Origin of the sequence: Streptomyces atriruber, from assembly GCF_001418325.1 — a bacterium.
In the GTDB taxonomy this organism is placed as follows: domain Bacteria; phylum Actinomycetota; class Actinomycetes; order Streptomycetales; family Streptomycetaceae; genus Streptomyces; species Streptomyces atriruber.
This window is the reverse complement of record NZ_LIPN01000182.1, coordinates 18900-44343: the sequence shown is the minus strand read 5'-3', so window position 1 is coordinate 44343 and position 25444 is coordinate 18900. Positions and strand designations below refer to the sequence as shown.

General features: G+C 73.2%; 25 protein-coding genes and 1 pseudogene. 11 read left to right on the top strand and 15 right to left on the bottom strand.

Features of this window, described 5'->3' with window-relative positions:
* The first annotated feature begins 59 nt into the window (after positions 1-59).
* Together AOK03_RS20340 and AOK03_RS20335 are read left to right on the top strand one after the other, a co-directional pair.
* The gene (locus AOK03_RS20340; RefSeq protein ID WP_055566744.1) at positions 60-797 is read left to right on the top strand and encodes a S1 family peptidase; all 738 of its coding nucleotides are present in this window, start codon (positions 60-62) and stop codon (positions 795-797) included.
* 158 nt (positions 798-955) lie between these two features.
* Positions 956-1402, top strand: a complete 447-nt coding sequence (locus tag AOK03_RS20335; RefSeq protein WP_055566733.1) for an Lrp/AsnC family transcriptional regulator — start codon at positions 956-958, stop codon at positions 1400-1402.
* A gap of 45 nt (positions 1403-1447) precedes the next feature.
* On the opposite strand, the gene AOK03_RS20330 is transcribed toward AOK03_RS20335, so the two are convergent.
* On the bottom strand, positions 1448-2248 hold the full coding sequence (locus AOK03_RS20330; RefSeq protein ID WP_055566732.1) for an SAM-dependent methyltransferase: 801 nt from the start codon (positions 2246-2248) through the stop codon (positions 1448-1450).
* Positions 2249-2485: 237 nt separating this feature from the next.
* Here AOK03_RS20330 and AOK03_RS44125 point away from each other — a divergent pair.
* Positions 2486-2719, top strand: a pseudogene (locus AOK03_RS44125) (hydrolase); the annotation flags it as partial.
* Positions 2720-2777: 58 nt separating this feature from the next.
* On the opposite strand, the gene AOK03_RS20325 reads toward AOK03_RS44125, so the two are convergent.
* The 3 genes from AOK03_RS20325 to AOK03_RS20315 all read right to left on the bottom strand — a co-directional run bounded on the left by AOK03_RS20325 (position 2778) and on the right by AOK03_RS20315 (position 7798).
* Entirely contained in the window at positions 2778-5939 is a 3162-nt protein-coding gene (locus tag AOK03_RS20325) for an AAA family ATPase (RefSeq protein WP_055566731.1), read from the bottom strand.
* A complete protein-coding gene (locus AOK03_RS20320) occupies positions 5936-7099 on the bottom strand; it encodes an exonuclease SbcCD subunit D (RefSeq protein WP_055566730.1) in 1164 nt (387 codons plus the stop codon). The genes AOK03_RS20325 and AOK03_RS20320 overlap by 4 nt, the downstream gene beginning before the upstream one ends.
* Positions 7100-7171: 72 nt before the next feature.
* Positions 7172-7798, bottom strand: a complete 627-nt coding sequence (locus AOK03_RS20315) for a YigZ family protein (protein WP_055566729.1) — start codon at positions 7796-7798, stop codon at positions 7172-7174.
* A gap of 160 nt (positions 7799-7958) precedes the next feature.
* On the opposite strand from AOK03_RS20315, the gene AOK03_RS20310 reads away from it, so the two are divergent.
* Positions 7959-8612, top strand: coding sequence for a 4'-phosphopantetheinyl transferase family protein (locus AOK03_RS20310; protein ID WP_107098043.1), 654 nt, complete (start codon positions 7959-7961; stop codon positions 8610-8612).
* A 12-nt stretch (positions 8613-8624) separates the two neighbouring features.
* Here AOK03_RS20310 and AOK03_RS20305 read toward each other — a convergent pair whose 3' ends face one another.
* Positions 8625-10256, bottom strand: coding sequence for an amidohydrolase (locus AOK03_RS20305; protein ID WP_055566728.1), 1632 nt, complete (start codon positions 10254-10256; stop codon positions 8625-8627).
* A 28-nt stretch (positions 10257-10284) separates the two neighbouring features.
* Complete coding sequence (locus tag AOK03_RS20300; protein ID WP_055566727.1) at positions 10285-11751, bottom strand: APC family permease; 1467 nt, start codon at positions 11749-11751, stop codon at positions 10285-10287.
* Positions 11752-11867: 116 nt separating this feature from the next.
* Here AOK03_RS20300 and AOK03_RS20295 point away from each other — a divergent pair, with 116 nt between their 5' ends.
* Positions 11868-12527: a TetR/AcrR family transcriptional regulator gene (locus AOK03_RS20295; protein WP_055566726.1), complete on the top strand. Its 660-nt coding sequence runs from the start codon at positions 11868-11870 to the stop codon at positions 12525-12527.
* Position 12528: 1 nt separating this feature from the next.
* Here AOK03_RS20295 and AOK03_RS20290 read toward each other — a convergent pair whose 3' ends face one another.
* A complete protein-coding gene (locus tag AOK03_RS20290; protein WP_063792532.1) occupies positions 12529-13260 on the bottom strand; it encodes a thiaminase II/PqqC family protein in 732 nt (243 codons plus the stop codon).
* Between the two features lie 149 nt (positions 13261-13409).
* Here AOK03_RS20290 and AOK03_RS20285 point away from each other — a divergent pair, with 149 nt between their 5' ends.
* Positions 13410-13865, top strand: a complete 456-nt coding sequence (locus AOK03_RS20285) for a tellurite resistance TerB family protein (RefSeq protein ID WP_055566725.1) — start codon at positions 13410-13412, stop codon at positions 13863-13865.
* Between the two features lie 251 nt (positions 13866-14116).
* On the opposite strand, the gene AOK03_RS20280 is transcribed toward AOK03_RS20285, so the two are convergent.
* Both AOK03_RS20280 and AOK03_RS20275 read right to left on the bottom strand, forming a co-directional pair.
* Positions 14117-15049: a M56 family metallopeptidase gene (locus AOK03_RS20280; RefSeq protein ID WP_055566724.1), complete on the bottom strand. Its 933-nt coding sequence runs from the start codon at positions 15047-15049 to the stop codon at positions 14117-14119.
* Between the two features lie 23 nt (positions 15050-15072).
* Complete coding sequence (locus AOK03_RS20275) at positions 15073-15507, bottom strand: BlaI/MecI/CopY family transcriptional regulator (RefSeq protein WP_079074847.1); 435 nt, start codon at positions 15505-15507, stop codon at positions 15073-15075.
* Between the two features lie 149 nt (positions 15508-15656).
* Here AOK03_RS20275 and AOK03_RS20270 point away from each other — a divergent pair, with 149 nt between their 5' ends.
* Positions 15657-16232: a TerD family protein gene (locus AOK03_RS20270; RefSeq protein ID WP_055566723.1), complete on the top strand. Its 576-nt coding sequence runs from the start codon at positions 15657-15659 to the stop codon at positions 16230-16232.
* Between the two features lie 51 nt (positions 16233-16283).
* Complete coding sequence (locus AOK03_RS20265) at positions 16284-16691, top strand: CoA-binding protein (protein WP_055566722.1); 408 nt, start codon at positions 16284-16286, stop codon at positions 16689-16691.
* Between the two features lie 21 nt (positions 16692-16712).
* Here AOK03_RS20265 and AOK03_RS20260 read toward each other — a convergent pair whose 3' ends face one another.
* Positions 16713-17774: a PucR family transcriptional regulator gene (locus tag AOK03_RS20260; protein WP_055566721.1), complete on the bottom strand. Its 1062-nt coding sequence runs from the start codon at positions 17772-17774 to the stop codon at positions 16713-16715.
* Positions 17775-17881: 107 nt separating this feature from the next.
* On the opposite strand from AOK03_RS20260, the gene AOK03_RS20255 reads away from it, so the two are divergent.
* Positions 17882-18322 (top strand): nitroreductase family deazaflavin-dependent oxidoreductase, encoded by a 441-nt coding sequence (locus AOK03_RS20255; RefSeq protein ID WP_055566720.1) that lies wholly within the window; start codon positions 17882-17884, stop codon positions 18320-18322.
* A 54-nt stretch (positions 18323-18376) separates the two neighbouring features.
* Here AOK03_RS20255 and AOK03_RS20250 read toward each other — a convergent pair whose 3' ends face one another.
* Together AOK03_RS20250 and AOK03_RS20245 are read right to left on the bottom strand one after the other, a co-directional pair.
* Positions 18377-18976, bottom strand: coding sequence for a CGNR zinc finger domain-containing protein (locus AOK03_RS20250; protein ID WP_055566719.1), 600 nt, complete (start codon positions 18974-18976; stop codon positions 18377-18379).
* 91 nt (positions 18977-19067) lie between these two features.
* Entirely contained in the window at positions 19068-20174 is a 1107-nt protein-coding gene (locus tag AOK03_RS20245) for an oxidoreductase (protein WP_055566718.1), read from the bottom strand.
* Between the two features lie 256 nt (positions 20175-20430).
* Here AOK03_RS20245 and AOK03_RS20240 point away from each other — a divergent pair, with 256 nt between their 5' ends.
* On the top strand, positions 20431-21300 hold the full coding sequence (locus AOK03_RS20240) for an AAA family ATPase (protein ID WP_055566741.1): 870 nt from the start codon (positions 20431-20433) through the stop codon (positions 21298-21300).
* Positions 21297-22739: a VWA domain-containing protein gene (locus AOK03_RS20235; RefSeq protein ID WP_079074846.1), complete on the top strand. Its 1443-nt coding sequence runs from the start codon at positions 21297-21299 to the stop codon at positions 22737-22739. The genes AOK03_RS20240 and AOK03_RS20235 overlap by 4 nt, the downstream gene beginning before the upstream one ends.
* Here AOK03_RS20235 and AOK03_RS20230 read toward each other — a convergent pair.
* From AOK03_RS20230 to AOK03_RS20220, 3 genes are all read right to left on the bottom strand, one after another.
* Positions 22705-23658 (bottom strand): tellurite resistance/C4-dicarboxylate transporter family protein, encoded by a 954-nt coding sequence (locus tag AOK03_RS20230; RefSeq protein WP_055566717.1) that lies wholly within the window; start codon positions 23656-23658, stop codon positions 22705-22707. The two genes, AOK03_RS20235 and AOK03_RS20230, sit on opposite strands and share 35 nt — an antisense overlap.
* A gap of 81 nt (positions 23659-23739) precedes the next feature.
* A complete protein-coding gene (locus AOK03_RS20225; RefSeq protein WP_244177674.1) occupies positions 23740-24969 on the bottom strand; it encodes a carboxylesterase family protein in 1230 nt (409 codons plus the stop codon).
* 84 nt (positions 24970-25053) lie between these two features.
* The gene (locus AOK03_RS20220; protein ID WP_055566716.1) at positions 25054-25428 is read right to left on the bottom strand and encodes a VOC family protein; all 375 of its coding nucleotides are present in this window, start codon (positions 25426-25428) and stop codon (positions 25054-25056) included.
* Positions 25429-25444: the final 16 nt, after the last annotated feature.

Here is a 25444-nt window from a genome sequence, read left to right as displayed (position 1 = left end):
ATACCTATGCGGTCGCGTCCTCATCAAGGACGCTTCATCCCCACACAATGGAGACGAACGTGCGAATATCCAGACTCGTCCCCGCGCTCGCGGCCACCGCCCTCGCTGTTCTGGGGCTCGCCCCCACCGCAGCGGCCCAGAGCGCGACCCGCGCGGAAACACCCGCCGTGGCATCCACCCAGGGCCCCCGGCCGATCATCGGCGGCGGCTACGCCAGCAACGCCCCCTGGGCGGCCAGGCTCTTCTCCAACGGCCGGCAGACCTGCAGCTCCACGATCATCGCCCCGACCTGGATCCTCACCGCGAAGCACTGCGTCAGCGGTGGCGGCCTGTCGTTCCGCATCGGCAGCCTGGACCAGACGTCCGGCGGCACCACGGCCAACGGCACCAGCGTCAGCACCCACCCGTCCGCCGACCTGGCCCTGGTCAAGCTGGACCGCTCCGTGTCGGGCACCTACGCACGCCTCGGCTCCCCGGGCTCGGTGTCGGTGGGCCAGACCGTGCAGGTGTACGGCTGGGGCGCGACGTCCCAGTGCGGCCAGGAGATCAACTGCCAGTCCCGGCTGCTCAAGGTCGCCGACGTCGTCGTGACCGGCGGCTGCCGCGACGCCTACCAGGGCCAGGCCATCTGCGCCCGGCGCGGCAACGGCATCACCGCGGGCGGCGACTCCGGCGGCCCCATGAACGCCAACGGCGTGCAGGTCGGCGTCGCCTCCACCAGTGACCGCCAGACCACGACCGCGTACACGAACGTGACGGCGTACCGCTCCTGGATCCAGAGCATCGCGGGGGTCTGACGCCCCGCCGCGTGCGGCGTACCGCGAAGCCGCCGCCCCCGCGCCCTCACCGCGCGGGGGCGGCACCGGTCCGCTCCCCCCGGATCTTTACGGACGAGTGGGACCAATCCCCGGCATCCCTCTTGATCGGCCGGGGATTTCCCTGTTACCTCTCGGCCATGACCGGTTATTCCACGGACGCCACCGACTGGCGCATCCTCGATGTCCTCCAGCGGGAGGGCCGCGCCAGCTACGCCGAGCTGGCGCGCGCCGTCTCGATGTCCGCGAGCGCCGTGACCGAGCGGGTGCGGCGCCTGGAAGAGGCCGGTGTCATCCAGGGGTACGCGGCGGTGGTGGACCCGGAACGGCTCGGTCTGCCCATCCTGGCGTTCGTGCGCCTGCGCTACCCCAACGGCAACTACAAGCCCTTCCACGACCTGCTCGACGCCACCCCGGAGATCCTCGAGGCGCACCACGTCACCGGCGACGACTGCTTCGTCATCAAGGTCGCCGCGCGCTCGATGCAGCACCTCGAAGAGGTGTCGGGCAGGATCGGCGCGCTGGGGTCGGTCACGACGAGCATCGTGTACTCCTCTCCCCTGCCGCGAAGGCCGCTGGGCCGCTGACCGCTCGGGCGCCGACCGGCCGAGCGCTGCCGACCGCCGTACGCTTCAGCCGGACTTGCGTGCCACGCCGCCGTAGATGCCGATCGTGTCGGATCCCGCGGGTGACGGGGCGTCCGGACGCCAGAACGGCACCTGGACCAGACCGGGCTCCGCCGGCTCGAAGCCGTCGAAGAACCGCATGACCTCGGCCTTGGGCCGCAGGTTCAGGGTGGCGGTGGCCTGATTGTAGACGGCCTCGGCGTCGCGGCGGTCGGCGAAGTCGCTCGTGGCGTGCGAGAGGACGAGGAAGCTTCCGGCCGGCAACGCGTCGCGCAGGGTGGCGACGATCCGCTCGGGCTCCTCCGCCTCGGTCAGGAAGTGGACGATGGCCACGAGGAGCAGGGCGATCGGCTCGTCGAAGTCGATGACCTTGCGGACCTCGGGGTGGTCGATGATCGCCTGCGGGTCGCGCAGGTCGGCGAGGACGGTGCTGGTCGCACCGGAGCCGCTGAGCAGCGCTCCGGCGTGCGTGTTCACGATCGGGTCGTTGTCCACGTACGCGACGCGCACGTCCGGGGCCACCTCGTGGGCGGTCTCGTGGACGTTCGGGGAGGTGGGCAGCCCGGTGCCGATGTCGAGGATCTGGCGGACGCCGGCGCCCACGACGTGGCGGACGGCACGCCGCATGAAGTCGCGGTTGGCCTGCACGCCGATCCGCACCTCGGGCGCGGCCGCGGCGAGTTCGTCCCCGGCCCTGCGGTCCACCTCGTAGTTGTCCTTGCCGCCCAGCAAGTAGTCGTAGATCCGGGCCGGATGCGGCCTGCTGGTGTCGATCTCCTCGGCACGGAAACCGCCGTCCTGTCCCACACTGCGCCCCTTTCGATCACCGGCACGGCCTCTGGCCCGCGCACGGCTGGCGACAGCTTGCCACATCAACTTGCCTGCACAGCAAGCGGTTCGGGGCGAGCGATCCCCTCAGACCCGGCCCCGTTGCCGTACGTCCACCCGGCCCGTCCCTTCACGACCGGCCGGGGTGGATCGCGGCCTCGACTGGGCCAGGCGGGCGGCGAGGATCTCTTCGAACGCGGCGCGGCGATCCGCGGGACGATCGACTACGGCCTCGGCCTGTACCCGATGGAGGGGACCGGTCAGGACACCTTCTGGGGCCATGGCGGCACGGTCTGGGGCCCAGGCACGCTGGCCATGCCCCGGGCCGACGGCAAGCGGCGGATGGCGGTCGCGGTGAACCGGCAGAGGTGGAACGGGCTCGACTCCTCCGGCAAGCCGCAGCCCCACCCCATCGACGACGCGCTGGAGACCCTCTGCCGCGTGGCTCTGCGCGACGGCGATCCGCACGAGACCGGGCGTGGCCGGTGGGTACCGGCCACGGCTCCGTTCAACTGCCGCCCTGGCTCCGTGACTCGCCGGGCATGCAGCGTACGGTCGAACCGGACCGTCCCTTCACGACCTCGAGCTGCGCGTGTACCCGCCGCCGCAGGTCGGCGACGTGGCTGACGATGCCGACGCTGCGGTCCCGCTCGCGCAGCGAGTCGAGCACGTCGAGGACCTCGTCGAGCGTCTGGTCGTCGAGGCTGCCGAACCCCTCGTCGATGAAGAGCGTGTCGAGCCGGACGCCGCCCGCCTCGTCGGTGACCACGTCGGCGAGGCCCAGCGCGAGGGCGAGCGAGGCGAAGAACGTCTCGCCGCCGGACAGGGTCGCCGTGTCTCGCTCGCGCCCCGTCCAGGCGTCGACCACATGCAGGCCGAGGCCCGAACGGCCGCGTCCCGTGCGGTCGTCGGAGTGGACGAGGGTGTAGCGCCCGGACGACATGCGTCGCAGCCTGACGGTCGCGGCCGCGGCCACCTGCTCCAGCCGGGCCGCGAGCACGTACGACTCCAGGCGCATCCTGCGTTCGTTGTCCGCCGAGGTGCCCGCCGCGAGCCCGGCGAGGCGGGCCACCCGGTCGTACGCGGCCCGCAGCGGCGCGAGCCTGCGCGTCCCGGTGGTCGTGCGGGCGGAGAGCCGGTCGAGTTCGGCGCAGCGGCCCGCGGCGGCGTCCCGCGCGGATGCCGCCTCCCGGAGGCGTCGGGCCGCGGCCTCCGACTCGTCCCGTGCACCCTGGAGGTCGGCGGGCGGGCGCTGTGCGGCGGCGGCCGTGTCCGGCTCGGCGAGGACGGCGCGCACGGCGGCCTCGTCGTTGCGCCAGGCGTCGATGCGGTGCTGGACCTCGCGGTACCGGGCGTCGTCGAGGAGGGCGGCCGCCGCGGCCGTCGGCGTGTCGAACCCGGCGCGGAAGGCCGCGTCGGCGAGTCGCGCGTCGGCGTCCTTGAGGCGTTCGGCGGTGTCGTCCGCGGCGCGGGCGGCGTCCGCCGCCTCGGTGAGCAGCTCGGCCTGCCGCTCCAACTGGGCGGCGCGGGCGGCGACGCTGCCGGTGGCGCCCCGCGCGCGGGTCAACTCCGCGTCGAGGGATTCCTGTTCGCGCTCCCAGGCGTCGCGCAGGGTGGTCCTGGAAGCGGCGCGCCGCGCGGCCTCCTGCTGCTGGGCGAGCCTGCGGTCGTACTCGCGCTCGGCCTGCGCCAGGGCCTCCCGGGCGGCGTGCAGCCCGGAGGCACGGTCTCGGGCCTCGGTGTACGCGTGCCGCAGCGCGTCGACGGCCGCGGCGAGTTCGTCGGAGGTGGGCTCATCCGGGGTGGGGGCATCAGACGTGGAGTCGTCCGCGACTGTTTCCTTGCCGGTGCCGGTGATGTCGTCCGCCGGGTCCGGCACGGGGCCACCCCGCGCGGCGGCCTTCGCCGCGGCCAGGGATTCCCGGACGTCCCCGAGGGCGCGCTCGGCGGCCGCGCGGGACTCCTCCGCGCGGCGGTGGGCGGCGAGCGCCGCCTCCTCGGCCTGCCGGTCCACATGTCCGGCGTCCTTCCGCGCGGGGGCCGGGTGCTCGGTGGCTCCGCACACCGCGCACGGTTCGCCGTCACTCAGGTGCGCCGCCAGTTCCGCGGCGATGCCGGTGAGACGCTGCTCCTTGAGGGCGAGCCAGTGTTCGTGGGCGGCCGTGGCGGACTCCCGGGCGGCGAGGGCGTGTTCCCGGGCCGCTGCGGCGTCGCGGGCGAGCCGGTCGCGGCGGCGGGCCGCGTCCAGGCGGGCCTCGGCCGGTGCGAGCAGGCCCGCCAGACGCTCGGCGCGGGTCGCGGCTTCCTGGGCGGACTCGATGCGCTCCTGGAGCGTGCCCCTGGTCGAGTCCCAGCCGTCGAGCCAGCCCGACGCGTCCTGGAGCAGCTCGTCGTCCGCGCGCTCCTGACGGTCCAGCGCCGCGCGTTCGGCGTCGATCTCGGCGGTCCGCCGCTCGGCGCGCCGGGCCGAGGCGAGGCCGCCCAGCTCCTCGGCCGCCGTGCGCGCGGCGGCGGCGAGTCCCGCCGCACCGGAGGAGGCGAACGTCTCGGGCAGTCGGCCCCGCGCGCTTGCCTCGGCTGCCGCGGCATGGCGGTGTTCTGCGTCAGCGGTGTCGCGCAGGGCGAGCGCGGGCGCGACCGTCTCGGCCTTGCGGGCCCGTTCCAGTCGCTCTTCGAGGTCGCGCTGTTCGTCCGCGCGCGCGTGGAGCTGCGCGGCGCGCGTCTGCGCCTCGGCGAACCGGCTCTGCAGCCGGTCGAGTTCGCGTGCCTCACCGAGCCTGCGGTCCGCTCCGGCCTGCGCGGATTCGGCGGCCGTCAGGGCGCAGTGCGCGACGGTGAGGCGTTCCCTGGCGCCCGCGCGGGCGACGGCCGCCCAGGTGAGGACCGCGTCCGCCAGGCCCGGATCGCCGGGCGCGAGGTCGGGCAGCGGCAGTTCGGCCTCCTGTGCTCCGTCGCCCGCGGCCTGCTGCATGCGGTGCGCGTCGGCGAGGAGTGCCGCGTCGCCCTCCTTGACCTCGGCCTCGGTGGTGCGCCGCTGCTCGGCGAGCCGCTGCTCGACGGCGGCGAACCTGCGCGTGTCGAAGAGCCGCCCGAGGAGCTTGCCGCGCGCCTCGGCATCCGCGCGCAGGAAGCGGGCGAAGTCGCCCTGGGGCAGGAGCACGACCTGGCAGAACTGTTCCTTGCTCATGCCGAGGAGCTGGGTGATCTCCTCGCCGATCTCCTGATGGGACCGGCTCAGGGCCTTCCAGCCGCCCGGGCCCGCCCCGGTGTCCGTGCCCTCTTCCGGCGCCGCCTCGGAGTCGTACTCGCGCAGCCAGCTCTGTGCCTTCTCGGTGGTGGTGCCGGTGCCGCGCTTCTTGGGGCGCTCCCACGGAGGCTGCCGGGTGACCTCCAGACGGCGTCCGGCGACGGTGAGTTCGAGGCTCACTTCCGTGCGCGTGCCCTGCTGCGCGTGGTCGCTGCGCAGGGTCATGCCCTGGCTGCCGCCCTGCCGGGCACCCGGCACCGAGCCGTACAGCGCGTAGCACACCGCGTCCAGGACGGAGGTCTTGCCGGCGCCGGTCGGGCCGTGCAGCAGGAAGAGTCCGGCGGCACTGAGCTCGTCGAAGTCGATGTCCTGGGTGGTGCCGAAGGGCCCGAAGGCGGTGATGCGGAGCCGGTGGAGCCTCATCGGGCGACCTCGCGCAGCGTGGCGTCGGCGCGGACGGCGTCGAACGCCGAACGCAGCACTTCCTGTTCCTGTTCGTCGGGTCCCGCACCGCGCACGTGGGTCACGAAGTCCTCGGCGATCTGCTGGTCGCTGCGGCCCTGGAGACGCCGGGCGTACGAGACGTCCGGGTCGTCGGGGGCACGGTCGGGGTCGAAGACGAGGCTGAGGGTGTGCGGGAAGCGCTCGCAGAGCCTGGCCATCGGGTCGTCGGGGCGCACCGCGTCGGTCAGCGTGGCCTCGACCCATGCGTCCTCGTGGCGGGCGAGGTCCGGGTCGTCGAGCAGGTCGTCGAGGGTGCCCCGGACGCGGGCGAGCCGGCGTGGCACCGGGCACTCGACCCGCTCGGCCTCGATGTCCCCGTCAGGCCCCAGGTCGACGAGCCACATGCTCTTGCGGTGGTCGGCCTCCGAGAAGGAGTACGGCAGGGGCGAGCCCGAGTAGCGCACGCGGTCGCCGAGGGTCTGGCTGCCGTGCAGGTGGCCCAGGGCTGCGTAGTCCACGCCTTCGAAGACACCGGCCGGCACGGCCGCCACTCCGCCGACGGTGATGTCCCGCTCGCTGTCGCTGGCCTCTCCGCCGCTGACGAAGGCGTGGGCGAGGACGACGGAGCGGGTGCCCGGCGTGCGGGTGGCGAGGTCGGCCCGCACACGGTCCATGGCGGCCCCGATGACCGCCTCGTGCCCGGCCTTGTCGACCGCGAACTCGGTCTTCACCAGGGCGGGTTCGAGGTAGGGCAGGCCGTAGAACGCCACGTCCCCGTGCGCATCGGTGAGGATCACCGGCTCCGCGCAGGCGGCCGGGTCGGTGCGCAGATGGATGCCCGCGCGGCCGATGAGGCCGGCGCCGACGCCGAGACGGCGGGCCGAGTCGTGGTTCCCGGAGATCATGACCGTCGGCACGCCGAGGTCCGCGAGCCGGTGCAGGGCGCCGTCGAAGAGCTCCACGGCCGCGAGTGGGGGCACCGCCCTGTCGTACACGTCCCCGGCCACCACGACGGCGTCCACGTCGCGCTCGCGCACGGTCGCCAGCAGGTGGCCGATGAACGCGGCCTGGGCGTCGAGCATGTTCACGCGGTGGAACGATCGGCCCAGGTGCCAGTCGGACGTGTGCAGCAGCCTCATGATTCCCGAGACTATCGGGCGGGTCGGACATCACGGGCGGCCACTCCCGCAACTCCACAGGACCCCGGTGCCTCAGACATCGCCGTACGCCTCTCCCCCGAGCTCGAACACGGCGCTGCCCGCGGTGGCGTCGGCCAGCCAGCCGCGGAAGGCGTCCACGTCGGCGTCGGGCAGACCGATCTCGATCGTGACGGCGTCGCCGTAGCGGACGTCGCGCACCTCGCGGCCCGCCGACCGCAGATCGTTCTGGACCTTGCCCGCGCGCTGGTGGTCGACCGTGACGGTGGCGAGGCGGAAGCGGCGGCGGGTGACGGTGCCGAGGGCGTCGAGCGCCTCGCCGACCGATCCTCCGTAGGCGCGGATGAGGCCACCGGCGCCGAGCTTGACCCCTCCGTAGTAGCGGGTCACGACCGCGGCCACGTAGCGCATGTCGCGGCGCATCAGCATCTGCAGCATCGGGACGCCCGCGGTGCCGCCGGGCTCGCCGTCGTCGCTCGCCTTCTGTACGGCGGCGTCGGCCCCGATCACGTACGCGAAGCAGTTGTGGCTGGCGGTCGGGTGCTCCTTGCGGATGCGCGCGACGAATTCCTGGGCCTCCCGCTCGGTGGCCGCGGGTGCCAGGGCGCACAGGAAGCGCGAGCGGTTGATCTCGGTCTCGTGCACGCCCTCGCGGGCCACTGTGCGGTACTCGTCCTGCATCACGCCAGCGTAGGCGCTCGTCAGGGGGTGTCCACACCTGGGCGGACCGCCGGGTGGCGTAGGCCACAGCCCGCGCTCGTGTGCGGGGCACCCGGTACCGTGATCTCCCGTGACGTCACCTTCGATACCCGCGCGCCAAGTCCCCGATCCGGCGGGCCCCTTGGCAACCCTGCTCGACGGCGTGCCCGTCACCGTCGTCGAGACCCACGACGACCCGGCCGACGCCGTCCTCTTCCCGGAGGAGGAGGCGGTGGTCGCGAACGCGGTGGCCAAGCGGCGCAACGAGTTCACCACCGTGCGGCACTGCGCCCGTACCGCGCTGGCGCGGATCGGCGTGCCGCCCGCGCCGATCCTGCCGGGGCACCGCGGCGCTCCGGGCTGGCCGGACGGGGTCGTCGGCAGCATGACGCACTGCGCCGGGTACCGCGCGGCGGTCGTGGCCCGCGCGGGCGAGGTGATCTCGGTCGGCATCGACGCGGAGCCGGGCGAGCCGCTGCGCGACCCGGACGTCCTGAACCTGGTCGCTGACGAGACGGAGCGTGCCGTGCTGGCCTCGCTCGGGTCCCGGCAGCCCGCCACGCCCTGGGACCGGCTGCTGTTCAGCGCGAAGGAGTCCGTCTACAAGACGTGGTTCCCGCTCACCGGACGCTGGCTCGGCTTCGAGGACGCGCGCGTGGAGCTCGCCGCGGACGGGACGTTCACCGCGCGGCTGCTCGTCGAGGGGCCCGTGGTGCAGGGCGTCGAGCTGAAGGGGTTCTCCGGTCGGTGGATCGTGCGGGACGGGATCGCCGCCACGGCCATCGTCCTGCGCTGACGCCCGGGCCGCTCATTCCCTGTGGGTGGCACGGCCGCCCAGCCAGGTGCCCAGCACGCGCGCGTGGCGGATCTCCATCGGATCCGCGGCGCGCGGGTCGGCGGAGAGCAGGACCAGGTCGGCGGGTGCGCCCGGGACGAGCGTCAGGCGGTCGTCGGCGCCCGCCTGGTGGGCGACGCCGGTCGTGGCGGCCGTCAGCGCCTGGTCGACGGTGAGCCGCTGGTGCGGGAGCCAGCCGTCGGCGGGCTCGCCCGTGAACGTACGCCTGGTGACGGCGACTTGAATGCCCTCCAGCGGTGCGTGTGAGCTGACCGGCCAGTCGCTGCCGAAGGACAGCCGCACGCCGTCGCGCGCCAGCTCTCCCATGGGGTACTGCAGCTCGGCCCGCGCCGCGCCGATGCGCGGGATGGACAGCTCGGTCTGGAGCGGGTCCGGCTGTGCCCACAGGGGCTCGAAGTTGGCGATGACGCCGAGCCCGGCGAACCGCGGCAGGTCGGTGGGGTCGACGACCTGGACATGGGTGATCACCGGGCGTCGGTCCCAGGCCGGGTTGGTGACGGTCGCGGACTCGATGGCGTCGAGTGCCGCGCGCACACCGGCGTCCCCGATGGCGTGGATGTGCGTCTGGAAGCCGTCGGCGTCGAAGGCCCGCACGGCCTCGGCGAGGGCGCTCGGCTCCCACACCGGCATGCCGCAGCTGTGCGGGGCGTCCAGGTAGGGGGCGAGCATGGCGGCCGTGCCGCCCTCCACGACCCCGTCGCTGAAGAACTTCACCGTCCGCGCGGTGAGCAGTTCCCCGCCGTCGGCCGCCACGCGCGCGCGGGTCGCGGCGAACGGCCCGAGCTGTCCGCGCCAGCGGTCGGGGTCGGCGCGCTGGGCCAGGTCGACGCGGAGAGGGAGGGACCCGCGGCGGGCGGCGGCGAGATAGGCGTCCGCCATCTCCGGTTCGACCCAGGCGTCCTGGACCCAGGTGATGCCCGCGCGCGCGTAGGCGTGCCCGGCGCGGCTGATCGCCTCCACCAGCTCGTCCTCCCCGCGCCCGGGCACCTGGTCGAGCACGAGGTCGCAGGCATGCCATTCGCGCAGGGTGCCGAGGGGGCTGCCGTCCGCGCGCCGCACGATCCAGCCGAGGCGCGGCTCCGGAGTCGCCTCGGTCACCCCGGCCCTGCGCAGCGCCTCGGTGTTGCACCACACGGTGTGGTAGTCGTGGGCGCGCAGCACGACGGGCCGGTCGGGCACCGCGGCATCCAGCCAGCGCGCGTCGAACTCGCCGTCGGGCGCGAGCGCGGGGTCGTAGGAGGCGCCGACGATCCACTGGGCCTCCGGGTGCCGCTCCGCCCACCGTCCGACTTCGGTGACGATCGCGTCGACGGAGTCCAGCTCCTTGATCTGCGGCCCGAAACTCTCCAGGCCGCCGAAGAGAGGGTGGGCGTGCCCGTCTCCGAAGGCGGCCATCAGCAGTCCCTCGCCGATGTCGACGACCTCGTCGGCGGTGCGGGCCAGGGCGCGGGCCTCGTCGCCGAGCGCGAGGACGCGGCCGTCGCGCACGGCCAGAGCCGTGGTGTCACCGCCGGTCCCCGTGGCTGCGCGGGTGGCGCTCCCGGTGCGGACCGTGCCGAGGAAGACGAGGGTCGCCGCCGTCATGCTGTCGCGCTCTCCTTCTGGTTGTCGTTCAGACGCGTTCGGCGTCCACCGTCGTCAGCCGTTCGTACGCGGCCGGGGCGCGCCGCCGGATCCGCAGCGCCACCCCCGCCCCCACCACGAACAGCAGCGGCAGCGGCGCGATCAGGGCCGCGTTCACACCGCTCGACGCCCCGGTGAGCAGATCGAGGTCGGCGCAGACCAGGACGATCATGACGGCGAGTCCCGCGCAGGCCAGCAGTGGTGCGGCGACGACGCGCCAGGACGGCATGCCGCGCCGGTCGCGGCGGAAGAACCCGTACACGGCGAGCGCCGCGAGCGCCTGCATGAGGATGACGCCGAGGATGCCGGAGCCGCTGCTCCACAAGAAGGTGACGGTGTACGGATCGGCCCCGCCGATCATCGTCGCGGCGATCACGGCGAGCGCGATGGCCGACTGTGTGAGCACCGCGACGGCCGGTGCCCGGGTCTTCGGCGACACCGTGCCGAGGCGGGCGGGCAGCAGGCCCTCCCTGCCCAGGGCGTAGAAGTAGCGGGCGGCGCCGTTGTGGAAGGCCAGGGTGGCGGCGAAGGCGCTGGTGATGATCAGCACGTGCATGGAGTCGGCGGCCCAGGCTCCGGCGAACCGTTCGGTGGCGGCGAACACCATGTCCGGGCCGCCGTCCCCGGAGGCGACGGCCTGCGCGCGGTCGGATCCGTACGCGTTGATGATCATCCAGACGGTGAAGGTGTAGAAGAGGGCGAGGAACGCCACCGCCACATAGGTGGCACGGGGCACGGTCCGCTCGGGTCGCCGCGCCTCCTCCGCGTAGATCGCGGTCGCTTCGAAGCCGATGAAGGCGCCGATGGTCAGGACGAACATGCCGCCCACCCCCGGCTCCCCGAGCCGGGCGGGCGAGAGCGTGCCGAAGTCGACGCCCTGCGGGCCGCCCCCGTGCGCGAGGACGCCCGCCTCGAAGACGAACAGCACGAGGACTTCCAGGACGAGCGCGACGCCGAGGATCTTGGCGCTGAGCGTGACGCGGAGGTAGCCGAGCACCGCGATGGCGACGAGACCCGCCGCCGCCCAGATCCACCAGGCCACCCGGACCCCGGTGAGGTCCTCGAAGCCGGACTCGGTGAACCATCCGAAGGCGGCGAGCAGTCCGACTTCGATCGCGTTGTACGAGAAGAGGGCGACGTACGCGGACCCGGCTCCCGTCGGACGCCCCAGCCCCCGCCCGATGTACGCGTAGAACGCACCGGCGTTGCGCACGAACCGGCTCATGGCCGTGAACCCGGCGGCGAAGACGACGAGCAGGAGTCCGGAGAGCAGATAGCCGACCGGCGCCGCGTTGCCCGCCATGCCGATCGCCACGGGGGCCACGCCCGCCATGACGGTGAGCGGCGCGGCGGCGGCCACGACGAAGAACACGAGGTCGCCGGTGCCGATGACGCCGTCACTGAGGCTGTCGGCGCCGGGGGCGGACGGGGGTCTCGAGGAGGTGGGTGCGGTCACGCTCGTACTCCAAAACTAAACCCTTTAGTCCGGGCTGCCAGGACCGTACTCTGCGGGGGAAGCATCTGGGAAGAGGGCGTGGAGTGACGGGCAGAGGGCGGCCGCACAGACCGGTGTTGAACGCGGAGCTCATCGCGCGCGAGGCGCTGGCGATGATCGACGCCGGCGGCACGGACGCCTTCAGCCTGCCGCGGCTCGCCGACCGTCTCGGCGTGCGGACCGCGTCCCTGTACAACCACTTGGACGGTCGTCCGGCCGTCATCGAGGGGGTGCGGCGGCTGGTCGTCGAGGAGATGGACGTCTCCGCGTTCGCCGTGCTGCCGTGGCCCGACGCCCTTGCCGCGTGGGCGCGTTCGTACCGCGACGCGTTCGCGCGCCACCCGCACGCCATCGAACTGCTGGCCACGACGACGATCAGTTCACCCGCGACGCTCGCCATGTACGAGGCCGTGGTGGCGGCGCTGGCGCGCGGCGGCTGGCCGGAACGGCACCTGGTGGCGGTCCTGACGAGCGTGGAGTCCTTCCTGCTCGGCTCGGCGCTCGACCTCGTCGCGCCGCCGCTGATGATCGCCCCCTCGGAGCACGCCCCTCGGATGCCCGTCCTCGCCGCGGCACTGCGCGCCGCACACGGCGGCAGCAAGTCGGCGCGCGCGGACCAGGCCTTCGACGCGGGACTCGACGCGCTGATCCGTGGCCTGACGGCGCGGTTGGCGGAGCTGAACGGGGCGAGCGCGCCGGGTGAGGTGGACGGGGCGGGCGAGACGCGGACGGAGTGAGTCAGCGGCCCGCAGCCGCCGCGCCACCACCGGCGTCACCGGTATCACCGGCGTCCCAGCCACCGACGCCGTCCCGTTCGGCGAGCGTCGACCAGAACATCTCCTCGTAGTGCCCCAGCAGTCGGCCGAACCGCAGATGGGCCGCCGTCACGCGCCCCCGCTCCAGCCCCGCCTGCACCGCGGCGAGCGCCTGCCGGTCGACGTCCGGCGCGGGCTCCGCGAACAGGTCGAAGAAGCCGCACGCCTCGTCGGCGAAGCCGTAGTGCCCCCGCAGCCCGCGGGCGACGGCGGCACAACACTGGCCCCAGGCGGCGAAGTTGGCGGTGAGCGCGAGGACGACGTCGGCCGGATCGCCGTTCAGGGCGAGCCAGGACACGTACGCGGGATAGGCCTGGCAGCCCGGCTGCGGTTCGTAGGTCGCCGCCTCGGACTTGCTCACTCCGCAGGCGTCGAGGAGCGGGGTGAGCCGTTCCCTCGCGAGGCTCTCGCCGTCGGCGAGCGTGTCGAAGAAGGCCGCCGACTCCAGGTCCTTCGACTCGGCCGCGCGCCGGGCCAGGTGCTGGAAGGAGCGCCGGTCCGAGGGGATCACGTGCCGCTGCTCCAGCGCGAGGAGGCCGATGGTCCGCGGCCGCGCCCGGCCGTCGGCGATGCGCGGCACGAGCGGGTTCTCGTCCGGGTCGGGGGCGAGGCGGACAGTCGTGGTCCGCAGGAGTTCTTGTGCCGTCGGAGTCATCACGCGCACCTTCCGCTGGGCGGGAACTTCTCGGTCCGACTGCTAGTTTCTACTCTGCTGTAGAAACTGGCGGGGACCCGGACCTGCGCGCAGCGTACCGGGGACTCGTCCAACACCCCTGATACATCGATACGTTTATGGAGTTCCCCATGGCTCTGTGGGACCGCGTCAAGGAATCCGCATCGACGATGCAGACCCAGTTGATGGCGAAGAAGAACGACCTGAAGAGCGGAGCCTTCCGCGACGCGAGCATGGCGATGTGCGCCCTGGTGGCGGCCGCCGACGGCACCGTCGACCCGTCCGAGCGCCAGCGCGTCGCGCAGCTGATCGGTTCGAACGAGGTGCTGCAGAACTTCCCCGCGGACGACCTGCGCCGCCGCTTCGACGAGTACGTGGACAAGCTGACCGCGGACTTCGCGTTCGGCAAGGTGAGCGTTCTCCAGGAAGTCGCCAAGGCCAAGAAGAAGCCCGCCGAGGCCCGCGCGGTGGTTCAGATCGGCATCGTCATCGGCGGCGCCGACGGCGACTTCGACAAGGACGAGCAGGCCGTCGTGCGCGAGGCGTGCTTCGCGCTCGACCTGCCGCCGCACGAGTTCGACCTCTAGGGTCTGTCCGGCGGATCAGGGCGCGGGAGTGTGGCGGCCGCCTTGCGGTGCCGGTGAGCGGGGTCTGGTGCGTGCAGCTGCAAGGCGGAGCGTTGACAACCGACGACAACGCCGCAGATGGGCGTGCCAGACCCCGCGCCCCGCGCCATGATCCGCCGGACAGGCATAGTCACCCGGCCCGACCGGCCCGAACCCCTCGGGCCGGTCGGGTCGCGGCCGCCGGCGGCGACCGTTCAGCGCGTCGTGGCCGTTCAGAGCGGCGTGGCCGCCCGCAGGATGAGGACCATCGTGACGGCGGCGTTCGCCGAGGACATCGCGGACACGGCGGTGCCGAACGCCGCGGACCACAGGGCGAGCCCCACCCCGGTGAACACGGACGGCCGGGTGGCGGTGGACGGTGCCGGGGCGAGGAGCGCGGCGACGCGGCGCGGCACAGGACCGGGCGCCGCGAGCCCCGCCAGCGTCGGGGCGGGCACGCCTCGCGAGACCAGCGCCGCCTTGCCGATCGCCCGCGCGACGACCCGCCGGTCCCGCACCGCACGGGCCGCGGCCTCGTCGGCCCAGCGCTCCGCGGCGTAGGCGACGGAGGTGCGCAGCGGCCGCAGGAAGGGGTTGGCGCGGGCGGCCAGTTGCGTGACGATCAGATGCCGATGGTGGCGCGCCGACAGATGCGCCCGCTCGTGGGCGAACAGCGCGCGGCGCTCCGGGGCGGCAAGCCGGGACAGCATCCCGGTGGTGACCACGACACGGCCGCCGCGGCGCGAGGGCAGGGCGTAGGCGTACGACGCCTCGTCGGCGAGGACGGCGACGGAGCTGCCGGGCAGCCCTTCGAGGGCGCGGCGCCCCCGGCGGCGTACGCGCGCGTGCCGCAAGAGCGTGCGCACACAGGCCGCGCAGACGACGAGGAGCGCGGGAATCGCGACCTTCCCCGCCACCTCGTCATAGGGGACGGCCGCGCGCACCTCGGGGTCGGACCAGCCGTCGGGCAGGGGGTTGCCCGGCAGCTGGGCGGTGCCGACGACCATCAGGAGGGCCAGACAGAGCGTGCTGCACAGGGCCATCACCCCGGCGACGGCGGTGAGCAGCCGGGTCGCGGTGCGCGGGTGGAGATGCTGCTCGGCGAGGCGGGCGATCGGCCACGCGGTCAGCGGCAGCACGAGCGGCAGGAAGACGAAGACGCCCATCAGCGAAGAACCCCCATCGGGCGTCAGTCGTCGGCCTCGGCGCCCGCCTGCCCGAGCAGTCCGCGCAGGAGCTCCTCGTCATCAGGGGTGAGCGTCGTGACGAAGCTGGCGAGCACGGCCTCGCGGTCGCTCTCGCCGTCGAGCACCTTGCGCATCCGGAAGGCGGCGAGCCCCGCCTCGTCCGACGCGGGCGTCCAGGCGAACGACCGGCCCGCGCGCTCGCGGGTGACCGCGTCCTTCGCGAGGAGGCGGGTCAGGATCGTCATGACGGTCGTGTACGCGAGGTCGCCGCCGATCCGCTCCTGCACCCAGGCCGCGCTGACGGGGCCGCGCGCGGTGTGCAGCGCGGCGAGCACCTGCGACTCCAGCTCGCCCTGCGCGCGGCGGCGCAGCCGAGGCTGCCGCTCGTCGTGCGAGTCGTGCTCCTCGCGCGAGTCGTGCTCGTCGTGGTGCGTCATGCCCGCGATTCCTCCAGCCTCTGTGTGCTCCACGGCGGACGGGGAGCGCCCTATCGTAACGGGACACCGCCGCACCACCCACTTCTACACTCCTGTAGATTTCAGTGAGCCAGAAGCCAGATCCAGCACTCGGACCGTAGGAGGACATCGTGGGAGTTTCCCTGGCCAAGGGCGGCAACGTCTCGCTCAGCAAGGAGGCCCCGGGCCTCACCGCCGTAGTGGTCGGCCTGGGCTGGGATGTGCGCACCACGACCGGCACGGACTACGACCTCGACGCCAGCGCCCTGCTCTGCGACGCATCGGGCAAGGTCGTCTCCGACCAGCACTTCGTCTTCTACAACAACCTGACGAGCCCGGACGGTTCGGTCGAGCACACCGGTGACAACCTCACCGGTGAGGGCGAGGGCGACGACGAGGCCGTGAAGGTGAACCTCGCGCAGGTCCCCGCCGACATCTCGAAGATCGTCTTCCCGGTGTCGATCCACGACGCCGAGACCCGCGGCCAGAGCTTCGGCCAGGTCCGCAACGCGTTCATCCGCGTGGTGAACCAGGCGGACGGCGTGGAGATCGCCCGCTACGACCTGTCGGAGGACGCCTCGACGGAGACCGCCATGGTCTTCGGCGAGCTCTACCGCCACGGCGCGGAGTGGAAATTCCGTGCGGTCGGCCAGGGTTATGCCAGTGGGCTGCGCGGCATCGCGTCGGACTTCGGCGTGAACGTCTGACCCGCGCACGGCTCTGACGGCATCCCGCCGCGACATCCGAGGAGGCAGGCCATGTACGGCGACGACGAGACGGTGCGCAAGATCCTGACGGAGCTGGGCGACACCTGGGCCGTCGTGGGTCTGTCGAACAACCGGGACCGGGCGGCGTACCGCGTCGCGTCGGTCCTGCAGCACTTCGGCAAGCGCGTGGTGCCGGTCCACCCCAAGGCCGAGACGGTCCACGGCGAGCAGGGATACGCGTCCCTGGCCGCCGTGCCGTTCCCGGTCGATGTGGTGGACGTGTTCGTCAACAGCGCGCTGGCGGGTCGGGTCGCCGACGAGGCGGTCGCCGCCGGTGCGCGGGCGGTCTGGTTCCAGCTGGGCGTGGTCGACGAGGCGGCGTACGACAGGACGCGCGCCGCGGGTCTGTCCATGGTCATGGACCGCTGCCCCGCCATCGAGATCCCGCGGCTGGGCTAGAGCGCCGGGGGCCCTGGGACCCTAGAGCGGCTGATCGGGCCAGTCGAGCAGACGGGCTCCGATCACCGCGGTCTGCAGGGTGTAGCGGTGCACGGGGTCGGCCGGGTTGGCGCCGGTGAGCTGGTGGATGCGGTCCAGGCGGTACGTCAGGGCGCGCACGCTCAGCGAGAGGCGCCGGGCGGCCTCCGCCGCGACGCACCCCGAGTCGAAGAACGCGGTGAGCGTGTCGATCAGGGGCCCCGCGCCGCCGCGGGCCTGCCGCAGCGGGCCGAGCGTATGGACCACCAGGTCGGCCATGGCCTGCCGGTCGCGGGTCAGCACGGGATAGACGAGCAGGTCGGCGGCGCGCAGCACGGGCTCGTCGAGCTCCAGGCGTTCGGCCAGGTCCAGGGCGTTCAGCGCCTCCTCGTACGACTGGACGACGCCGCCCGGGCCGGGCTGCGGCCGGCCGATGACGACACGGCCGCCGTCGATCGCGGCATACGCGTGCTTGGCGAAGAAGGCGAGGACCTCGCCCTGGTCGCCGGGGGCGATGCAGACCAGCCGCCCCTCCTTCGTGGTGAGCAGGATGCTGCGGTTGCCGAACCGGCCGAGGAGGGCGCCCTCCACCTCGCGCGGCACGGCGTCCCCCTCCTCGTATCTGCTCGGGCCCTGGGCGACGGCCACCGCGTGTTCGAAGGAAAGACGCAGCCCGAAGCGCTCGGCTCGTTCGGCGAGCCTGCCCAGGTCGCTGCGGCCGTGGAGCAGGTCGTCGATGAACTCCCGGCGGGCGGCCTCCTGCTGACGCACCGCCAGCCGCTGGGCCCGTTCGTACCCCTCGGCGAGGGCGTCCACGGCCTGCTCGACGGCGGCCAGCACGCTGTCGGCGGAGGCCGCCCCGGTGGCGGGCCATTCGGCGCGGGTCGCCGCGAGGTGCGCGCCCACCAGCGCCCGCAGCCCGATGCCCGCTTCCGCCGCCCGCTCCCCCAGCGCACGCCGCGAGGCCAGTTCGTCGCGGGTCAGCCGTCGCCCCGTCGCGGCCGCGGCGGCCAGAATTCCGGCGTAGCCGTCGAGATACGCCTCGGGTATGCCGTGCCCCGCCATGTCCGCCCCCGGGGTCGTGGTGAACTTTCGCCACCGTGGTGAATCAATTGATGCCTTTCTAGCCCATAATGCGACCGGACCGTTAACCAACCATCGTGGGGACAGGCATGCCTCTGACTGGTGAACACGAGCCCGGAACATGGGTCTGGTCGAACGAGCAGACCGAACTGTACGAAAGCTCCGGCGGGACGAGGGGGACGACCCTGCAGGGAAAGCCGGTCGTCCTGCTCGTCTCGGTCGGCGCCAAGAGCGGGAAGCTCCGCAAGAACCCCCTGATGCGCGTCGAGCACGCCGGGCAGTACGCCGTGGTCGCGTCGAAGGGCGGCGACCCGGCGCACCCGTCCTGGTACCACAACCTGGTCGCGCAGCCGCATGTGGAACTGCAGGACGGGCCGGTGAAGAAGGACTACCGCGCACGGATCGTCTCCGGTGAGGAGCGGCAGCTCTGGTGGGAGCGGGCCGTGGCGGTCTGGCCCCAGTACGACGAGTACCGGGCGAAGACGGACCGGGAGATCCCGGTCTTCGTCCTGACGCCGCTCGACCTCTGAGCCGACCGGCTCCGCACATGACCCGAGGAGTCCCGAGGGCCCCCGGGCCGGGGCCTACCGCTCCCGCTGCCGGGCGCGGTAGGCCCTCAGGTTCGCCGCGTTGCCGCACTTCTTGACGTCGTGCCAGACACCGCTGTTGTTGCGGGAGCGGTCGTAGAAGGCCACGCGGCAGAGCGGGTTGCGGCAGGTCTTCAGCCGCCGTGCGGTGTCCGCCCGCTGCCCCTCGTACAACTCCGCGAGGACCAGTGCGACCAGGTGGCGCCAGCCGGTGCCGCGGGATTCGAGGCGTACGACACCGTCCTCGCCGAGCTTCAGCGCGACCTCGGCGGAGCGCTCCGGGACCGGCGGCGGGTCCGCGTCCTCGCCACGCGCCGCCTGCGCGAGGGCCTCGTGCAGGCTCTCGCGGAACGCCCGGAGTTCGCCCACCGCCCCGGCGTCCAGGGCCACGTGCGGCGCGGGCCGTCCGGTGGCGGCCGCCCAAGCGGCTCCCGCCTCGTCCGCCCACGCCTGCGCATCCGCCGCGCGCGGCTCGTCGGCGAGCAGGTCCGGCCGTGCGGGGGCGCCCGCGGCGACGGTGTTGAGCAGGTCCTGGACGAGTCCGAGGCCCCCGGGCGCGGGCTCCAGTCGGTATCGCTCGGTCGCCGTCCAGGTCATCGTGGATCACTCTCCGAGGGGTCGTGCGGGGCGCTCCACTCTTTCACGCCGGTCGGCGCCCCTCGCCTGCCATCGGCCCGCGCCCCGGCCCTCACGCCAGTTCGCCCAACAGCGCGGCGTCATACGGCACCGCCTCGTCGAGGCGCCCCGTGAGGGCCTTCGCGGGCCACTCGGGGTCGGCGAGCAGCGCGCGGGCGACGGCGACGAGGTCGAACTCGTCGCGCTCCATGCGGTCGAGCAGCGGGCCGATGCCGGTGACGCCGGACTGCTGCGTGCGTCCGGGGGCGCCCGCGAACTGCCGGTCGAGGCCGACCGAGCCGACGGTGACCGCGGGCCTGCCGGTGAGCTTCTTGGTCCAGCCCGCGAGGTTCAGGTCGCTGCCTTCGAATTCGGGCAGCCAGTAGCGCCGCGTCGAGGCGTGGAAGGCGTCCGCTCCCGCCTCGGCCAGCGGGGTGAGCAGTGCTTCGAGCTCCTGCGGCCGCTCGGCGATCCGCGCGTCGTAGTGGTCGGTCTTCCACTGCGAGATGCGGAACAGGACCGGGAACCCGGGCGCGACCGCGGCCCGCACGGCGGCGACGATCTCGGCGGCGAACCGAGCGCGGGACGCGGGGTCGCCTCCGTAACCGTCGGTGCGCGTGTTGGTCCCGGACCAGAGGAAGTTGTCGATCAAGTAACCGTGAGCTCCGTGCAGTTCGACGCCGTCGAAGCCCAGGCGCTCGGCGGTGGCCGCGGCCTCGGCGAAAGCCCGGACGACGGCGTCGATGTCGTCGAGGGTCATGGCCCTGCCGTGCTCGCGGCCGTCGAGGTCGGTTCCCGAAGGCCCCTCGGCGGGGACGTCGAGCGGCGGCACGGCGGCGGTGCGCAGTACGCCCGTGTGCCACAGCTGCGGCATGATCCGGCCGCCCGCCGCGTGGACCCGCTCGACCACACGACACCACCCGGCGAGTGCGTCGGCGCCATGGAAGTGCGGCACTCCGTCGTACGCGGCGGCCGCGTCCCGCCGCACGTAAGTGCCCTCCGTGACGATCAGCCCGGCACCTCCGGCCGCGCGTCGCGCGTAGTACGCGGCGACGTCCTCACCGGGCACACCGGCCGGGGAGAAGCGACGGGTCACCGCGGCCATCGCGATGCGGTTGCGCAGCGTCAGGTCGCCGAGTGTGAAGGGCCGTCCCAACAGTCGTGCGGCGCGGGTCTCCATGGCAGGTTCCTCTGCTTCCTCTGGTGTTGCGTACGAGCGGTGCCGCGTACGAGCGATACGAAAGAAGCGTAACCCTTTTACCTCTGTCGCACTCGGTGAGCTGGATCACGACGGCCCGGCCCCGGAGCAGCAAGGACGTGACGTTCGACGCAAACGGCGTCCGACCGTTGTGGAGGGGCGCGCCGAGCTGATCGGCTACGGGGGCCGGGACCCGGGGAAGGCGCCGGTGGGGCCGAAGAGCACAGGAGAACTCCGCATGACGACCGGGTACTTCACGTCCGTCGACGACGTCGCGGCCCGCCTGGCCGCGACCGGCTATCTGGCCTCGCCTGCCGTCGCCACCACCGTGTTCCTGGCGGATCGCCTCGGCAAGCCACTGCTGGTCGAGGGACCGGCCGGGGTGGGCAAGACGGAGCTGGCGAAGGCCGTCGCCGCGGTCGCCGACGCACGGCTCGTGCGCCTGCAGTGCTACGAGGGCGTCGACGAGTCGCGCGCCCTGTACGAGTGGAACCACGCCAAGCAGTTGTTGCGCATCACCGCGGGCCGCGACGAGTCGTGGGACGAGACGCGCACCGACATCTTCAGCGAGGAGTTCCTGCTCTCCCGGCCGCTGCTCACCGCGATCCGCGGCGCCGAGCCGAAGGTCCTGCTGATCGACGAGACGGACAAGGCCGACGTCGAGGTCGAGGGGCTCCTCCTGGAAGTCCTGAGCGACTTCCAGGTCACGGTGCCGGAGCTGGGCACGATCAGCGCCGAGCGCCGCCCGTTCGTCGTCCTCACCTCGAACGCGAGCCGCGAGCTGTCCGAGGCGCTGCGCCGTCGCTGTCTTTTCCTCCACATCGGCTTCCCCGAGGAGGAGTTGGAGCGTCGCATCGTCCGGATGAAGGTACCCGGCCTCGACGAGTCGCTCGCCGCCTCGCTGGTACGGGTGGTCGGCGCGCTGCGCGCGATGGACCTGCGGAAGGTGCCGTCGGTCGCGGAGACCATCGACTGGGCGCGGACGCTGCTCGCGCTGGGCGCCGACACCCTGGACGAGGCCGTGGTGCGCGACAGCCTCGGCGTCGTCCTCAAGCACCAGGACGACGTGCTGAAGGCCGCCGCCAAGCTGGACCTGGACGCCGGGTGACGGCGCCGCCCGAGAACCTGTCCGGCTCCCCCGCCGACGGGATCACCGGCCGGGTCACCGGTCTGGTCAGGACGCTCCGGTCGCACGGGTTGCGCATCGGTCCCGGCGAGACCGTCGACGCGGCGGCGGCCCTGGAGGCGCTCGGCCTCACCGACAGGGAGCGCATCAGGGAGGGACTCGCCGCCGCGCTGCTCCACCGGGCGAGCCAGCGCGCGGTCTTCGACCCGGTCTTCGACCTGTACTTTCCGGCGGGCGTCGGCGCGCCGGGCGGCCGGGACGACCGCGGAACCACCCCCGCTCGCGAAGGCGGTGGCGACGCCGACCGGGACGCGCTGCGCGAACGGCTCGTCGACGCGCTCGCCGCGGACGACCAGGCGCTCATCGGACAGCTGGCGGGCGAGGCCGTGGACGGCTTCGGCGGATACGGCGCGTCCTCGCCGGGCGGGGACGGCTGGTCGTCGTACCAGACGTTGAGCAGGCTGCGGCCCGAGACGCTGCTCGCCCGTGTCCTGGCCGCCATCCGCGCGGGCTCGGCCGGACAGGACACCGGTCGGGCCGAGTTCACCGACCGCCTCCTGGCCGACGAGATCCGGCGTCGCATCGAGGGCTTCCGTGAGCGCGTGCGGACCGAGGCGCGCCGCCGGGTCGCCGAGCGGCGCGGCACGGAGGAGATCGCCCTGCGCGCCGTGGCGACGACGGCCGACCGCGTCGACTTCCTCCTGGCGGGCCGCGGCCAACTGGACGAACTCCGCAGGGCGGTGCGTCCGCTGGCCCGCAAGCTCGCGACGCGGCTGGCCGCCCGCCGCAGAAGGGCCGCCCACGGCAGCATCGACCTGCGCCGCACCCTGCGCGGTTCGCTGTCGACGGGCGGCGTGCCGATGCGCCCGGTGCTGCGCCGTCGCCGCCCCGCACGCCCCGAGCTGGTGCTGCTGTGCGACGTGTCCGGTTCGGTGGCCGGTTTCGCGAACTTCACGATGCTGCTGGTGCAGGCGTTGCACGACCAGTTCAGCAAGGTGCGGGTGTTCGCCTTCGTCAACCGGGTCGACGAGGTGACGGACTTCGTCGCGCACGGCAGCACCGATCCGGCGGGCCTCGGCGCGCGGATTCTCGGCAAGGCGACGGTGACGGGCCGGCACGGCAGCAGCGACTACGGCACGTCCCTGGGCGAGTTCGACGAGCGGTACGTCGACGCGGTCGGCCCGCGCTCGACGGTCTTCGTCCTCGGCGACGCCCGCACGAACATGAGCGACCCCAATCTCCCCGCCCTGCGGCGCATCGCCGAGCGGGCCCGCCGGGTGTACTGGCTCAACCCGGAAGGGCGCGGACAGTGGTCGACCGGGGACTCGGCGGCGTACGCGTACGCCGAACTGGTCGAGATGCACGAGTGCCGCAACGCGCAGCAGCTCAGCGGCGTGATCGCACGGCTGCTGCCGGTCTGAGGGCCGAACGGACCGCCCCGGCGCACACGCACAGCCAGACCGCCGCCGCGATCCACAGCAGCACCCGGCCCAGGCCCTCCAGCCAGGGGATTCCGGCCGCGGCGCTCACCGAGAGCGCGGCGACCGCCGTCATGCCCATCGGGAAGACCGTGGCCCAGCGACGCACGTCGTAGCGCGGCCTCGGCCAGCGCACCTCGGCGAGGAGCAGCACCAGGTACCACGCCAGGTCCAGCGCCAGCACGATCAGCGTCACGGTGCGCAGGGCCTCGTGCCATGCCCCGCCGTACAGGGGCGCGGCGACGAGCTTCGCCCCCGCCAGCGCCGAGATCGCGAGGGCGCCGCCCGCCACCCACTGGTCACCCGATCCCGTGCGGAGGTTCGCGACGTCGAACCGGGCGAGGGCGGCGGCGTACAGCACCAGGCCCAGACAGAAGAACACCAGCGCGACGACGCGGAGCGGGCGCGCGGGCAGGACGGCGGCGAGGGTGCCGGACAGCACCGCGACGGCCTGGGTGGCGACACAGACGAGGAAGACCGCCCCCGGCATGCGGTGCCCCCAATGACGTACGACAGCGGGCAGCAGGACCAGCCAGAGGACGGCCCCGAGGACCAGCAGGCACCCGGCGAGGAACGCCTGGTCCAGGAGCGCGAGCCGGGTGCCGAGCACACACGTCGCGGCGACGGCGGTGAGAGCGGGCGGAGTGTCCGCCTCCGACTCCCAGCGGGAGCGCTCGGAGAACAGCCGGACGGCGAAGTCCGCGGCGAGCACGAGCCAGGCGGCGACGGCCAGGGCGAGCGCGGCGCGGGAGGCCGTCTCGTGGCCGAGGAGGTGCAGGCCGACGGAGATGATCCCGGTGGCCATCACCGCGGAACCTGCCGCGGGTGACAGCCCCGACCACCACGACGCACGGAGGATCATGGACCCAGCATCGGTGACCGCGTACGGACCCGCCGGTCGGGCGGGTCCGATCGGTGTGCCCCGATGGCCACCGCGCCCCGCTCACGCGGGCTGGGGCACCGGTCCGTCCGTCAGGGGTGCGGGCAGTGCGCCGGGCGTACCCGTTCGGACGAAGGCGAGCCACGCGGAGCGCAGGGCCCTGCCGAGCTCTTCGAGCTCCGCACGCGGCGTGGTGCCCAGCATCGGCGCCGACCGCCAGGCGTCGTAGGTGCCGAAGAGCAGGGGGAGTTCGAGGCAGTGGGTGGCGCCGAGCGGGGATCCGGCGGGGCGCCAGTCGATGCGGTAGGCGTGGACCCGGGCACCGGCCGCGGCCAGGCGCTCGCCGTACCGGGTGAGCGGCTCCTCGTACACCTCGCGGGTGCGCACGGCCGTGTCCTCGTCCTCGCCCTGGAAGGCGGCCATGTCGTCGGCGTTCCAGCCGTAGAGGACGTCCAGGCCGCGCACGCTCTCGCCCAACGGGGCGCCTGGAGCCGGAAGCGGGTCGAGGCCCTCCACCGGGACGAAGGCGGGCTCCATCCGCCGACCCGCGGTGCGCAGGTGGAACCGTGCCGTCTCGCCCTGCGCCGCGAGGATCGCGGGGATGTCGGCCGCGCGCGGGTCGGCGCCGAGCGCGTCGGCGAAGTACTGGCCAAGCGCGAGCGACTCCTCGTGGGGCCGGGCGGTGATCTCCAGTGGGGCGCTCTGGAGGACGGCCCTGCGGAACAGGCCGCGGGCCTCGGGCAGTTCCATCAGGAGACGGGCGGAGATGCCGCCGGCGGACTGTCCGAGGACCGTGACGTTCGCCGGGTCGCCGCCGTAAGCGGCGATGTGCGTGTGGACCCAGCGCAACGCCTCCACCTGGTCGTACAGACCGAGGTTGCCCTCGCTCACCCCGTCGAGACAGAGGTAACCCAGCGCCCCCAGGCGGTAGTTCACGCTGACCACCACCACGTCGCCCTCGGCGGCCAGAACCCCTCCGTCATACCAGTCCATGAGGCCCGCGCCGCTGCTGAAGCCGCCGCCGTGCAGCCATACGAGCACCGGCCTGGCACCCGCGTCCCGGGCCGGAGTGGTGATCGACAGGTTGAGGCAGTCCTCGCCCTGGGGGTGGCTGTCCAAGGGCGGGCCCATGACGAAGTCGAGCCTGGAGGGCGGCTGCGGGCTCGTCTCGCCGTCGGTGGGGCTAAGGTCCTGGTCCGTTAAAGGCCGGGGCCGCGCGAAGCGGTCGGCGGTGGCATAGCGGATCGGTCCCGTACGGATCACTTCCGTACGGGCCGTCATCGTGTCGGTCATGCTCCACACCTCTCAAATGTTGACGGTTCAACCCTGGGCAGTTTCCGTCAACGAGCGGTACGGCGCCACCGGTTGGCCCGGCCGTCAGCCGAGGTAGTCCGTGCGTCCTTCGTCGTCGAGCTCGAAGGGGCCGTCGGGGATGACGCAGAACTCGTTCCCCTCGGGGTCGGCCATCACCAGGAACCCGCCGTCGTCGTATCCCTGCAGCCTGCGCCCGCCGAGCGCCTCGACCCGCCGCTGTTCGGCGGCGGGAACGGACGCGGCGATGTCGAGGTGCAGACGGTTCTTCTCCGGCTTGAGCCCGTCGTTCCGCTGGATTCCCAGCCCCAGGCCGTTCTCCCGGCGCAGCCATACGTAGGGGCCCGTACGGCCCACCACGGGTCTGCCGAGCAGCTCGGACCAGAACGCGGCGAGCCTCTCGGGGTCGGTGGCGTCGATGATGAGGGCGTTGATCTGCATGGCTGATCCTTTCAGG

Coding starts and splice junctions, on each gene's coding strand:
- AOK03_RS20325 (WP_055566731.1), bottom strand. CDS start 5,939: ATGAGGCTCCACCGGCTCCGCATCACCGCCTTCGGGCCCTTCGGCACC.
- AOK03_RS20250 (WP_055566719.1), bottom strand. CDS start 18,976: ATGACCTGGACGGCGACCGAGCGATACCGACTGGAGCCCGCGCCCGGG.
- AOK03_RS20245 (WP_055566718.1), bottom strand. CDS start 20,174: ATGGAGACCCGCGCCGCACGACTGTTGGGACGGCCCTTCACACTCGGC.
- AOK03_RS20305 (WP_055566728.1), bottom strand. CDS start 10,256: ATGACGGCGGCGACCCTCGTCTTCCTCGGCACGGTCCGCACCGGGAGC.
- AOK03_RS20225 (WP_244177674.1), bottom strand. CDS start 24,969: ATGACCGACACGATGACGGCCCGTACGGAAGTGATCCGTACGGGACCG.
- AOK03_RS20285 (WP_055566725.1), top strand. CDS start 13,410: ATGGCTCTGTGGGACCGCGTCAAGGAATCCGCATCGACGATGCAGACC.
- AOK03_RS20275 (WP_079074847.1), bottom strand. CDS start 15,507: ATGACGCACCACGACGAGCACGACTCGCGCGAGGAGCACGACTCGCAC.
- AOK03_RS20255 (WP_055566720.1), top strand. CDS start 17,882: ATGCCTCTGACTGGTGAACACGAGCCCGGAACATGGGTCTGGTCGAAC.
- AOK03_RS20335 (WP_055566733.1), top strand. CDS start 956: ATGACCGGTTATTCCACGGACGCCACCGACTGGCGCATCCTCGATGTC.
- AOK03_RS20265 (WP_055566722.1), top strand. CDS start 16,284: ATGTACGGCGACGACGAGACGGTGCGCAAGATCCTGACGGAGCTGGGC.
- AOK03_RS20220 (WP_055566716.1), bottom strand. CDS start 25,428: ATGCAGATCAACGCCCTCATCATCGACGCCACCGACCCCGAGAGGCTC.
- AOK03_RS20230 (WP_055566717.1), bottom strand. CDS start 23,658: ATGATCCTCCGTGCGTCGTGGTGGTCGGGGCTGTCACCCGCGGCAGGT.
- AOK03_RS20315 (WP_055566729.1), bottom strand. CDS start 7,798: ATGCAGGACGAGTACCGCACAGTGGCCCGCGAGGGCGTGCACGAGACC.
- AOK03_RS20260 (WP_055566721.1), bottom strand. CDS start 17,774: ATGGCGGGGCACGGCATACCCGAGGCGTATCTCGACGGCTACGCCGGA.
- AOK03_RS20320 (WP_055566730.1), bottom strand. CDS start 7,099: ATGAGGCTGCTGCACACGTCCGACTGGCACCTGGGCCGATCGTTCCAC.
- AOK03_RS20280 (WP_055566724.1), bottom strand. CDS start 15,049: ATGGGCGTCTTCGTCTTCCTGCCGCTCGTGCTGCCGCTGACCGCGTGG.
- AOK03_RS20240 (WP_055566741.1), top strand. CDS start 20,431: ATGACGACCGGGTACTTCACGTCCGTCGACGACGTCGCGGCCCGCCTG.
- AOK03_RS20290 (WP_063792532.1), bottom strand. CDS start 13,260: ATGACTCCGACGGCACAAGAACTCCTGCGGACCACGACTGTCCGCCTC.